Here is an 11,210-nt window from a genome sequence, read left to right as displayed (position 1 = left end):
GGCCTCTATTGGCCGCATGTTGGCAGCTCAGCAGCCAACGGTCTCCTTAACTTTTCTTTATGCCTCGCTCATTTCTAAACAGGCTCTTGATAGGGGCCGTTGTGGCCGTTGGGCTGAGCAGTTGCGCGAAAATATACCAAGGTGACGAGCTTTCCCCCAGTGAAACCGCCCGAATCAAAGCGCTGGCCCACTTGAGCGCCGACGAGCAGATTTACCAATTCTACTCGAATAACGGCGGGGTCGAAGGGGCTGGTAATTACTACACGAGTAAGCGCATCGGCCACTACTGGCGCTCCGAGCGCGACCTGGAAACAACGTCGGCTACCTACCAGGACATTGCGCGGCTCACCATGGACTATAACCCGCCCGGCGATTTTGTGATTCCGTACTTGCTGGTCACACGTAAAGACAGCACCCAGTTCCGGGTGTATGTGGGCGGGGAGCATGAGCAGGTGAGGGATTTTTTCGTCAACTGCCGCGCGCATTGGAAAGCCGGTCAGTGAGCGGGTATGGTGATACCAAACGCGTATTTCGACACGGAGCACTACGGCAACAGTTCACATAAACGGTGGGTAAAGAACAGCCCCGGTCCGGCGGCTGGAAGCCGTCGGGCCGGTTGAAGGCTGCTGAGGTTGTTACGTCATCGTTCGGGCGTCAGCTAACGACAACCGGCCTGACGGGCTGCGCCCGCCGGACCGGACCGGGCGGCCGGCTGGAAGCCGTCGGGCCGGTTGAAGGTAACACCCGTTGTGGCGTCGTCGGGCGGACGTCGTTCGGGTGTCAGCTTGCGTAAACCGGCCCGACGGGCTGCGCCCGCCGGACCGGGCAGCCGAGTCTAATGCCCCAACACCGCCGTTTCGGCCGGCGCGCCGGTGGTAGCGGGCTCCACGTAGCTGGATAAGGAGCGAATGGCCAGCAGCAGGCTTACCAAAATCAGCACGGTGCCAAGCAGGAAGGGCGCGCCGGGAAAGTACACGGGTGCTTTGGGGCCGGTGAAGTAGGAGAACAGGTTGGTCATCAAAGGCGGGCCCACAATGGAGGTAAGGCTCATCAGGCTGGTGAGGGCGCCCTGCAACTCGCCCTGCTGGTTGGCCGGCACCTGCCCCGATATAATGCCCTGCAACGCGGGGCCCGAAATACCGGCCAGGCAGTAAGGCAGCAGAAATACGTACATCATCCAGCCCTTAGTGGCAAAGGCAAACAGCAGGAAACCCAGCGCGTACAGCGCCATGCCCACAAATACCGAGCGTTTGGCCCCCAGCGCCGGGTTGATGCGCCGGATGAGCACGCCCTGCACAATGGCTACCAGCAGCCCGATGGCCGCCAGGGAATAGCCTACCTCATCATTGCTCCAGTGAAACTTCTCGAGCACGTAGTAAGTCCAGTTGCTTTGGGTGGCGTGGGCGGCAATGTAGATGCACAGCAGTGACGACACCAGCCCCGTAATTACGGGGTAGCGCTGCAGCAGCTTCAGGGAGCCGATGGGGTTGGCCCGCTTCCACTCAAAGGCCCGCCGCCGCTCCTCGGGCAACGACTCCGGCAGAACGAAGAACCCGTACAGCAAATTTAGCAGCGTCAGGCCCGCCGCCGCCAGAAAGGGAACTTTCGGCCCAAACCCTACCAGCTGGCTGCCCAGCAGTGGCCCAATAATGAAGCCCAGTCCGAAGGCGGCGCCAATCATACCGAAGTTCTGGGCCCGGGTTTCGGGGGTGCTAATGTCGGCAATGTAGGCCGAGGCCGTGGTGAAGCTGGCCCCCATCACGCCCGCAATCAGTCGGCCCACAAACAGCCACCCAATGGTGGGGGCAAAGGCCAGCAGCACGTAATCCAGGGTGAAGCCCAGTAACGACAGCAGCAGCACCGGCCGCCGCCCGTACCGGTCGGAGAGGTTGCCCATCACCGGCGAAAACAGGAACTGCATCACGGCAAAGGCAAACACCAACCAGCCGCCCACCCGAGCTGCGTCGCTCACGGTGCCGCCCGTGAGGTGGCGGATAAGGGTGGGAATCACCGGTATAATGATGCCGATACCCGTCACGTCTAGCAGCAGCGTGAAGAAAATAAAGCCCAGCGCGGCTTTGCGGGGAGGAGAGGAAGCACCCATAGCGGAACATCAATGCGAGGTGTAAAGCTACGGTTTTGGGTTCCGCACCCGCCAAATGGGCCCCGCCGTTTCGGAAATATTTCGTTTTTTCATGCCTGCAATACCCGGAAGTAGTTTCCTTTATCCTCCTTATCGAAGCCTATGATTTTCCTTTTCGGCACCGGCACGTCCCGGCTCCTAACTTTCCCGCTTCCAACGGTTGCCTGCACCTACTGCGGCGTTCAGGGCAAGCTCAGCGTGACGGTTTTCTCGCGCTATTTCAGTGTGTTCTGGATTCCGGTTTTCCCCATCGGCAAAGTCAGCGTTACCGTGTGTGAGCACTGCAAACAGACACTCACCTCCAAGGAGCCGCTGCCCGAAACCTACCGACTGCCCGTGCAAACGGTACAGCAGCAGGCTTCCACACCCCTCACCAACTATGCCCTGCTGCTGCTGTTGGGAGCGGGTATCGTGCTGGTATTCGTGCTAACCCAACTGGCTCCCGGAAAAAAGCGCGCGGCTGCCCCTGAGAACCCCGCTACTGCGGCTAGCCTGGCTACCCAGGATAATGATGCCAACGATGCCGACGTTACGCCCGGAGCCCGCTACAAGATGAAAAGTACGGCCGCTGGCTCGGCGTATGCGCTCATGGAAGTCACCCGCCTCACCAACGACACGGTGTTCTACAAGGTAACCAGCATGCTGCGCAGTAAACCAACGGCCGCCAGCGTCACGGCGGCCCTGCGCGACTCCGTTCCCCCTGGCTCCGAAAAAGGCCGCTACCCGCGCAAGATGTGGCATTTTCTGGTGCAGGGGCAAGGCATGTTCCGGCCGCTTATCCTCTCAGAGTAGCGGGCCACGAGCAGGCAGCCGGCAAGCCCAGCCACCTGGGGCGGCCCGGGCTTGCCTTAAAACAGGGCACTGCTTACGCCTCCCATTCCTGCACTTCCTGGGTTTCGAAGTAATAAAGTACGCAGCATACCTGCTCAAACCGTAACTGCCGAAACAGCACGGCGTAGCGCTGCAACGCTTGGCGGTGGCCGGGGTGGGGCGGGGGCAGCTTGAAATCGATGAGCGTAACGCGCCGGCCTTGGCCGCTGGGCAGGCCCTCAAACACAATCCGGTCGGGCTTGTAGTCCTGCTTGCGGGTGCCCCCCACCAGAATTTCCCGCTCGGCCTCGGCCGCCACCTGGGGGCTGAAATAGTGCGCCATACGCGGGTTTTCTACCACCTCATGCAAGCGCTCCACTAGTCCCGCCCGCTCCCGGGTGCTAATCAAGCCTTCGGCCACCAGCTGCCCGGCCACGCGGTCCACGTCATCAGCCTGCTTCACGCGGCGCAGGGCGTAGTGCAGGCGGCGGTTCCACTCGCGTTGCTCCTGCTGGTCATCGAAATCAAACACCGCGTTGGCGTGCTGCTTCAGGCGCAGGCGCTGCTCCCAGGGTGTGCTGGTAAGGTTGTGCAGCGGCAGGGTGGTGGGGAGTTGGCCCGCGGGTTCGGTTGCCTGGGTGGCAGCGGCCGGCTGCTCAAATGGCAACTGGCCCTGAGCATCCGCCAGCACGTAGGCCATCTGCTCCTGCTGCCACTGCCCAGTACTCACCAAAAAGCGGTGCAGCAGTTCGGCCACGCTAGCGGCGGGTTTGTCGGAGGGGGCCGCGTCGTCCTTGCTGCTCTTGGTAGGCTTGGGCTGGCGGCTGATGAGGTAGAGGCGGTAGCGGGGCCGGGTGAGGGCTACGTACAGCGTATTCAAGCCTTCCAGAAAGGTTTTCTCGACCTCCTCGGTGTACTGCTCCGCCAGGGGCGTGTGCAATAAATCCTGCTTTTGGCTGACTACCGCCACGCCGGGCATTTCCGCCACGGGCCGGTCGGTTACCTCAGGCAGGCGACCCCAGAGCAGCGTATTCAGGTGGGGCCGGAGCGTCCAGTCGGCAAACGGCACAATTACCACCCCGTAGGCCAGGCCCTTGGCTTTATGCACCGTGGTGATGGTAATGGCGTTGCGGCCGGCCGGGGCGTTGATGCTGAGCGTGCTTTTCTTCTGGTCCCAGTAAGCCAGAAAGTTGTTGAGGTTGTTGCCGAAGCGCAGGCTGTATTCCAGCGTCAGGTCCAGAAACCGAAACAGATACTCCCGCTCCGCCACCCGGTTCAACAGCCCAAACAGGCCTACCAGCCGTTCGGTCAGCTCATACAGGCCCAGGTTGCCGGTTTCCCGCTCCTGCACATCGTAGCCCAGGGCCCGCAACTCATCCCAGAACGGCTGCACGCTTTCGGCGTTGGCCAAGCCGGCGTGGTGGCGGGCCCGCTCGGGCGCGGGGTCTAGGCCCCGCACCACCCGGTCCACCAGCAGCAGGGCCTCGGCCCGGGCCAGGGTGTCGGCGGGTTGGTTAAGCACCCGGAATAGCACCACCAGCAGGTTCACCACTTCCGCAAACTCCAACGACAACGAATCGGCCGAAATAATGTCGTAGCCCCGCTCCTTCAGGAATTTGGCCGTACGCCGGCTGGTTTGGCGGGTGCGGCAGAGTACGGCCACGTCCTGCAGGGCGAAGCCATCGGCTACGGCTTTTTCTACCAGCTGCAGCGTCAGGTACAAGGTGCTTTCGTCGTAGTCCAGCGTCTGGCCCACCAGGTAGCCGGGCAAGGTTTCGGGCGTGTAGGTACCCAGGGCGGCATCGTAGCGGCAGGCCGGCGCATCGTTTTCCGTGAACAGCAGCTCCACGTGGGCCGCTGCCGGGGCACTGGCCGGAGCCTGCTGCACAAAGTCAGCGTCATAAATGCCCTGCACCAGCGGCAATGCAGCGTGTGTGCTGCTGATAAACCGGAACAGCTCATTATTGAACTGGATAATGGCCGCGCCCGAGCGGTAGTTGGTGCTCAGGTTGCGGGCTTCCAGCGCCCCATCAATAGTGCGGTACCGCTCCGTCAGAATCTGGCGTAGCTCCTGGTCGGCCACGCGCTGATACAGGTGCTCAGTCTGGTTCTGGTAGAGGCGCAGAATCTGCTCCATTTCCCCGCCTCGCCAGCGGTAAATCGACTGCTTGGCGTCGCCCACGGCCAGACTTAGGTTGCCCTGGCCCAGGGCGTTTTCTACCAGCGGCAGCAGGTTGTTCCACTGTAGCACTGAGGTATCCTGAAACTCGTCAATCAGCAAATGCTGGTACCGGTCACCCAGTCGCTCGTACAGGAACGGCACCGGCTCGCGCAGCACAATCTGGGCAATGCGGCGGTTAAACTCGGCAATGAGCACCACGCCCCGGTCCCGGCTAAGCTGATCCACGGCCTTGCTCAACTCGCTCAAGAGGCTCACCTGAAACACGTACGGCAGCATGCCCGCCGCCAGCAAGTAGTCGGAGAGAAGCTTTTCGCGTTGCGCCTGCAGCTGCCGGAACACCTGCTCCAGCACCGGCGCGGCCGCATCCACGGCTTCCCGCAGCGGCCCCTTCTTGGATTTAGCGCTGCTCCAGTCACCCGACTCCAGTGGTTTCAGGGCCGTGGCTGTGGGAAACTGCCCCCCGGCCGCCGGCAGCTCCAGCCAGCGCCGCCAGTTGCTGAAGTGGCCATATACGCCGTTTCCGCCCCCGTTCAGGTGCTCGGCTTCCAGGCCGTGCGCTTCTAGCGTTTCCAGGGCCACGGCAGCGGTTTGCTCCACCAGCGTTTCTATTTCCTGTTTGCGCAGGCGCAGGTTATCGTAGAGGCGGCGGTAGTCCTGCAGGCTCAGCTGCTGCAGCTGCTCTACGGCCTCGTGCACCGGCTCACTCAGCAGAAACTGCCCAAACTGCACCAGCTCTTCGGGCAGGTTGTTCCAGCTGCGGCCTTCCTCGGCCTTGTTCAAGGCGAAGTCGGAAATGGTTTTGGACAGCAGCGCCGCGTTCGGGTCCCGGTTTACCTTGTCCAGCAGCAGGGCCACGGCACTCTGCAGGACGGTGGCGCTGTCCAGCTCCACCTCAAATGTGGCCGGCAGCCCCAACTCCCGCGTGAAAGCCGTCACAATGCGCTGCACAAACGAGTCGATGGTGCTCACGGCAAAATCGGCGTAGTGGTAGAGCGCCAGCCGAAACGTAGCCGCGGCCCGCTGCTGCAACACCCGCTGCCGTTCCTCCGCCGTTTCCAAGTAAGCCAGCGGCCCTTCCTGAGTCAGCTCCTCGGCAATTTCGGTTAGCAGATTATCAGTGGCGCCTTCGGGCAAGCGGGCAAACCGCCGCAGCGCCCCCAAAATCCGCTCCTTCATTTCCCCGGCCGCATCGTTGGTAAACGTAATGGCTAGAATGGTTTTGAAGTAGGCCGCATCCTCAGTAGCCAGGGCCAGCTTCAAGTATTCCTTGGTGAGCTGGTAGGTTTTGCCGGAGCCGGCCGAGGAGGAGTAAATGCGAAAGGAGGGAGGCATTGGGGGAATTAAAAGTCGTCGTGGTCGTGGGCGCGCAGCTTGTCATTCCGGCGGAACATCCGGCGTCGCTGAGCCCACGTCATGTGCCGTTCTCGTCGGTGCGTCGGTGAAACCATCGCCTGTCAGCTCGTTCTAGTTTTGCTATACCGCTTTTACGTTCGATGATTAGTGTATCACTAGTAAAGCGACTGGTCTGGCTGTAGTCGAAAAACGCAGCATCTATCACGTTTTGTATAGAACCGATGCTGCCACACAACTGCGCATATTTTCCAGTATCTCGTCGGTGCTTCATCAGCAAGGGATACAAATCTACCTCCGGTCGTTCCGATAAAGCCCAAAAGGCGTAGCCGCGCACGGCCGGCGACTTGTGCTTCAGCAACGCCTGCAACTCTTCGGAACTGCAGTAACTGCGCAATGAATCGAAACGGGTATACTGACGTGGAGTATAGCCAATACGGCTGACGGCTTCACATTTCAACACTCCTATATAAGCAATGGTATCGGTAACGCGCTTGATGAAAGCTGCCTGATTTTTACCCTGGGCAAAAGTCCCTTGTCCTGCGCCTAACAATAGTAGAAGTATAACCAAGCGGTGTCTTATAAGGGGCATAGCAATAGATAAAAAGTAAGAGCACTACACCGCCTCCTGCACCCACCGGGCCATTTCCGGCGGAATGCGCTGGGGGCGCATAGAACTAGGGTCCAGCAGAATCCAGTGGGTTTCAGCCTCACAGAGCAGCTTGTTGTCCTCGGCCCGCTCAATGCGTACGTGGCGGTGGGAGGTTACGCCTTCCATGCTGCTCACCCACGTAATGCAGCGTACCTGCTGGCCCAGCAAAGCCGGCTGCAAGTAGCGGATATGGTGCTCCCGCACGACCCACACGTAATGCTGCTGGGCCTCGGGCGGGGCCGCTGCCTGCCAGTGCGCGGCGGCCGTATCCTGCACCCACTGCACGTAGCGCACATTATTTACGTGGTTCAGCTCGTCAATATCATCAGGCTGCACCGTGAGCAGGCGGGAGAAGCGGAAGGCAGGGAGGGGCACGTTTTCCATTACGGGCAAAGATACGCCCTGCCAGGATGCGTGCCGACGGGCAATGAAAGCCAGAAAACTATAGCATCATTTCATGGATCTTCTTCCATATTTAAAATATCCCTGTATCTTTGGGCAAGATAAGAAATGCGGTTTCACCGCCTGTTGAGTACGTCCGTGAGGAGGGGAAAGCAGAGTTGAGTACTGCCTTCCTTACAGAATCATCCATCATCACAAGTACCATGCAGACAGGAACTGTAAAATTCTTCAACGAAACCAAAGGTTTCGGCTTTATCAAAGTTGACGAAACCGGCGAAGACGTTTTCGTTCACGTAACCGAGTGCATCGACGAAATCCGCGACAAAGACAAAGTGGAATTCGAAATTGCCCAAGGCCGCAAAGGCCCCAACGCTGTGAAAGTAAAGCTGGCCTAGTGCCTGATTGCCGATAGCAACGAAAAAGCAGGTCTCCATCTGGGACCTGCTTTTTTTATGCATTGCTTGTGAGTAAAACATCTACTTACAGCCGAAACGAGCATTTTTTGCTGGAGCGCTGCCCCAGCTCGGTGTTGGCGCAAGACATCGTTCTGGATGCATTGGGAAAAGCATTGCTGTCAGATTCATGCGTGGTGGTAGGAATAGGCAGATAGATATTTATATAGAGTTGGAATTATTTTAATCCCTTAGGTATTGTAAGGGCCATCGGTACGAAATGACGAGCAGTGCATTACGGACAAGTCGTAATTCAATTTGTGCTTTTTCATAATAAATCTGTACCTTTGCACCCGCATTTGAGAACGGCCACGTTCCGCGCAGCTTGTGAGCTGCCTTAAAAGAAACTTGTTGGGCCGGCTTTGTCTTCCGTCACTTGTCGTTGTGTTGAGTGGGAGAGAAGAGCGTCGCTGAATCCGCTGTTTTCAGAGCTATTCACTCCACTCCATTCACTTGACATGGAAAACGAAACTGGTAAGACCAAATTCAGCGAGCTGACCCTCTCTGAAGAAATGCAGCGCGCCATCAGTGAGGTTGGCTACGAAGAAGCCTCCCCGATTCAGGCCAACGCTATTCCCGTGCTGCTGCAAGGCCGCGACGTAATTGGCCAGGCCCAGACGGGTACCGGCAAAACGGCCGCCTTCTCCATCCCCGCCATTGAGCGCATCGACACCGACTCTCGCGAGGTACAAGCTATTGTGCTCTGCCCCACCCGCGAGTTGGCCGTGCAGGTTTCCGGCGAAATCCAGAAGCTGGGCAAGTACAAGCGTGGCCTGGCCGTAGTGCCGATTTACGGGGGCTCCAGCTACGACCGGCAGTTCCGCGCCCTGGAGCGCGGTGTGCAGATTGTAATTGGTACGCCCGGCCGCGTAATGGACCACATTGAGCGTGGCACCCTGAAGCTGGATGCCTGCAAAATGATCATCTTGGATGAAGCCGACGAAATGCTCGACATGGGCTTCCGCGACGACATCGAGACGGTGCTCAAGAAAATGCCCGAAGACCGCCAGACGGTATTCTTCTCGGCTACCATGAGCAAGCCCATCATGGAGATGACCAAGCGCTACCAGAAGGAGCCGCAAATCGTGAAGGTAAACCATCAGGAAATGACGGTTACTAACATCGAGCAGAGCTACTTCGAGGTGCGTGGGCCCCAGAAGAAGGACGTGCTGACCCGCCTCATCGACATGTACAACATCAAGTCGGGCATCGTCTTCGCCAACACGAAGCGCATGGTGGACGAGATTGTGGGCGATTTGCAAGCCAAAGGCTACTTCGCCGAAGGCCTGCACGGCGACATGGGCCAGCAGCAGCGCCAGAATACCCTCGATAAATTCCGCAAAGGCACCCTCGAAATTCTGGTAGCTACCGACGTAGCCGCCCGCGGCATCGACGTGGACAACGTGGAAGTAGTGGTAAACTACGACCTGCCCGCCGACGAGGAATACTACGTGCACCGCATCGGCCGCACCGGCCGCGCCGGCAAGCAGGGCAAAGCCTTCACCTTCGTGAGTGGCCGTGACATTTACAAGCTGCGCGACATTATGCGTTTCACCAAAGCCACCATCAAGCAGGAGCGCGTGCCCAGCTTCGAGGATGTGTCGGAGGTGAAAACTACCCTCATGCTCAACTCCATTAAGGAGGTGATTGTGAAGGGTAACTTGGATAAGTACATTGCCCGCGTGCAGCGCCTCATCGATCAGGAGCAGGAAGAAGCCGTTACGTCGCTGGACGTGGCCGCCGCCCTGCTGAAGATGACGATGAAGGAAGACAAGCGCGCTCAGGAAAGCCTCGATGCCAGCCGCACGCAAGGTGCTGCCCGCCCCGGCTTCACCCGCCTGTTCGTAACCATGGGCAAGAAGGACCGCTTGCACCCCCGCGACATTGTGGACCTAATTGCCGAAAATACCAGCCTCACGGCCGGTAAAGTGGGTGATATTGCCCTCTACGACAAGTTCAGCTTTGTAGAAGTGCCGAATGAGTTTGTGGAAGAAGTGGTAAGCCAACTCGGCCGCAGCTCCATTCAGGGCCGGCCAGTAGCCTTCAACATTGCCACTCCTCGTCAGGAGGGTGATGCCCAGCAGGAAGGTGGTAACCGTGGTGGCTTCGGTGGTGAGCGTCCGCGCCGCACTGGCGGCTTCGGTGGTGACCGTCGCGAAGGTGGCTTCGGTGGCGACCGTCGGGGTGGTGGCTCCTACGGGGGCGGCAGCTACGGCGGCAACCGTGGCGGCGGCTCTTACGGCGGCGACCGTCGGGAAGGCGGCTACGGTGGTAACCGGGGCGGTGGTTCCTACGGCGGCGGCAACCGCCGCGAGGGTGGCAGCAGCTATGGCGGCGGCTACAAAGGCAAGCGCAACGACGACTAAATCATATCACAGATTTTGCAGATTGGTGTGATTTCGCAGATTTCAACCTAATCCCGTAAACGCCAAAAAGCCACCTCAATTGAGGTGGCTTTTTGGCGTTTACGGGATTAGTACCGAGTTGCTTTATGCAGCGTTTGCACAAAACTGTCTAAAAATAGAAAAGCCGCTCCCCATAGGAGCGGCTTTTCTGTACAGGTTAAGGTGAAATCTGCGAAATCACACCAATTTGCAAAATCTGTGCTGTTATTTCTTGGCAGCGTCGCGCAGGTTACGAATTTCGTCGTGGCCTTGCTTGATACCGGCAGCTTGCTTCTCAATGATGGTTTTGATGGCAGCAGGCACGTCCTGAATTTTTTGGGCTTTCTCGTAGGCGGCTTTGGCGTAATCTTCGCCCCGCTCGCACTCCGCTAGAATGCTGTAACGGTCTTTGCTGGTTACCAGGCCTTTGAGGTTGATAAAAGCGCGGTGAATGGTGCCCGTGATGGATGACTCTTCTTCAGGATGCAGGTTGAGCTTGTGCATCTGGTCTTCCAACTCGGTGATATAGGAGGAACGCTGAGCGGCGTATTTCTTGAAGGTTTCTTTCAAGTCGGCATCTTCGACGTCGGTGAGGGCTTCGGCGTAGCCTTTCTGGCCGTCTTTCAGCGTTTCGAGCAGTTCGTTCAGGCCGGCTTGCAGTGCTTTAGCTTCCATGAGGAGAGGTGGTTTGGGTGATTATGGAAAGAGGATATGAGCGTATTTACTGCAAAACTCGACAAAGGGTTATGGCCGACGCATAGAATCGGAAAAAGAAGGAACTGGATGTTGATAAGAATGAACATAGGACAGTGCAGCTTTTTGCCACGTACGCAGG

The 11,210-nt window shown here is 58.6% G+C and carries 9 protein-coding genes; 4 read left to right on the top strand and 5 right to left on the bottom strand.

Translation table 11 applies throughout. The features are described from left to right. Positions 1–59: 59 nt before the first annotated feature. Entirely contained in the window at positions 60–503 is a 444-nt protein-coding gene (locus ABIB60_RS07525; RefSeq protein ID WP_354578873.1) for a hypothetical protein, read from the top strand. Positions 504–835: 332 nt separating this feature from the next. Here the strand turns inward: ABIB60_RS07525 and ABIB60_RS07520 are convergent, their stop codons facing one another. Next, the gene (locus tag ABIB60_RS07520; RefSeq protein WP_354578871.1) at positions 836–2,104 is read right to left on the bottom strand and encodes a TCR/Tet family MFS transporter; all 1,269 of its coding nucleotides are present in this window, start codon (positions 2,102–2,104) and stop codon (positions 836–838) included. A gap of 141 nt (positions 2,105–2,245) precedes the next feature. Between ABIB60_RS07520 and ABIB60_RS07515 the strand changes: the two genes are divergently transcribed. Then, complete coding sequence (locus ABIB60_RS07515) at positions 2,246–2,935, top strand: zinc ribbon domain-containing protein (RefSeq protein WP_354578869.1); 690 nt, start codon at positions 2,246–2,248, stop codon at positions 2,933–2,935. A gap of 73 nt (positions 2,936–3,008) precedes the next feature. On the opposite strand, the gene ABIB60_RS07510 is transcribed toward ABIB60_RS07515, so the two are convergent. The 3 genes from ABIB60_RS07510 to ABIB60_RS07500 form a co-directional block, all read right to left on the bottom strand. Then, positions 3,009–6,467: a UvrD-helicase domain-containing protein gene (locus tag ABIB60_RS07510; protein ID WP_354578868.1), complete on the bottom strand. Its 3,459-nt coding sequence runs from the start codon at positions 6,465–6,467 to the stop codon at positions 3,009–3,011. A 79-nt stretch (positions 6,468–6,546) separates the two neighbouring features. Further along, positions 6,547–7,077 carry a HEAT repeat domain-containing protein gene (locus ABIB60_RS07505; RefSeq protein ID WP_354578867.1) on the bottom strand — a complete coding sequence of 177 codons (531 nt, stop codon included), beginning with the start codon at positions 7,075–7,077 and terminating at the stop codon, positions 6,547–6,549. A gap of 24 nt (positions 7,078–7,101) precedes the next feature. Continuing rightward, entirely contained in the window at positions 7,102–7,521 is a 420-nt protein-coding gene (locus ABIB60_RS07500; RefSeq protein WP_354578866.1) for an acyl-CoA thioesterase, read from the bottom strand. A 221-nt stretch (positions 7,522–7,742) separates the two neighbouring features. Between ABIB60_RS07500 and ABIB60_RS07495 the strand changes: the two genes are divergently transcribed. Together ABIB60_RS07495 and ABIB60_RS07490 are read left to right on the top strand one after the other, a co-directional pair. Then, positions 7,743–7,934: a cold-shock protein gene (locus tag ABIB60_RS07495; RefSeq protein WP_110980085.1), complete on the top strand. Its 192-nt coding sequence runs from the start codon at positions 7,743–7,745 to the stop codon at positions 7,932–7,934. Positions 7,935–8,449: 515 nt separating this feature from the next. Then, positions 8,450–10,357, top strand: a complete 1,908-nt coding sequence (locus ABIB60_RS07490; protein WP_354578865.1) for a DEAD/DEAH box helicase — start codon at positions 8,450–8,452, stop codon at positions 10,355–10,357. Positions 10,358–10,600: 243 nt separating this feature from the next. On the opposite strand, the gene ABIB60_RS07485 is transcribed toward ABIB60_RS07490, so the two are convergent. Then, positions 10,601–11,050, bottom strand: a complete 450-nt coding sequence (locus ABIB60_RS07485) for a PA2169 family four-helix-bundle protein (RefSeq protein WP_315996433.1) — start codon at positions 11,048–11,050, stop codon at positions 10,601–10,603. Positions 11,051–11,210 lie beyond the last annotated feature (160 nt).

It is taken from the genome of Hymenobacter sp. UYP22, assembly GCF_040547285.1.
In the GTDB taxonomy this organism is placed as follows: domain Bacteria; phylum Bacteroidota; class Bacteroidia; order Cytophagales; family Hymenobacteraceae; genus Hymenobacter.
The sequence above is the reverse complement of the archived record's forward strand: the minus strand, read 5'-3'. Positions and strand labels throughout refer to the sequence as shown.

Coding starts and splice junctions, on each gene's coding strand:
- ABIB60_RS07525 (WP_354578873.1), top strand. CDS start 60: ATGCCTCGCTCATTTCTAAACAGGCTCTTGATAGGGGCCGTTGTGGCC.
- ABIB60_RS07520 (WP_354578871.1), bottom strand. CDS start 2,104: ATGGGTGCTTCCTCTCCTCCCCGCAAAGCCGCGCTGGGCTTTATTTTC.
- ABIB60_RS07515 (WP_354578869.1), top strand. CDS start 2,246: ATGATTTTCCTTTTCGGCACCGGCACGTCCCGGCTCCTAACTTTCCCG.
- ABIB60_RS07510 (WP_354578868.1), bottom strand. CDS start 6,467: ATGCCTCCCTCCTTTCGCATTTACTCCTCCTCGGCCGGCTCCGGCAAA.
- ABIB60_RS07505 (WP_354578867.1), bottom strand. CDS start 7,077: ATGCCCCTTATAAGACACCGCTTGGTTATACTTCTACTATTGTTAGGC.
- ABIB60_RS07500 (WP_354578866.1), bottom strand. CDS start 7,521: ATGGAAAACGTGCCCCTCCCTGCCTTCCGCTTCTCCCGCCTGCTCACG.
- ABIB60_RS07495 (WP_110980085.1), top strand. CDS start 7,743: ATGCAGACAGGAACTGTAAAATTCTTCAACGAAACCAAAGGTTTCGGC.
- ABIB60_RS07490 (WP_354578865.1), top strand. CDS start 8,450: ATGGAAAACGAAACTGGTAAGACCAAATTCAGCGAGCTGACCCTCTCT.
- ABIB60_RS07485 (WP_315996433.1), bottom strand. CDS start 11,050: ATGGAAGCTAAAGCACTGCAAGCCGGCCTGAACGAACTGCTCGAAACG.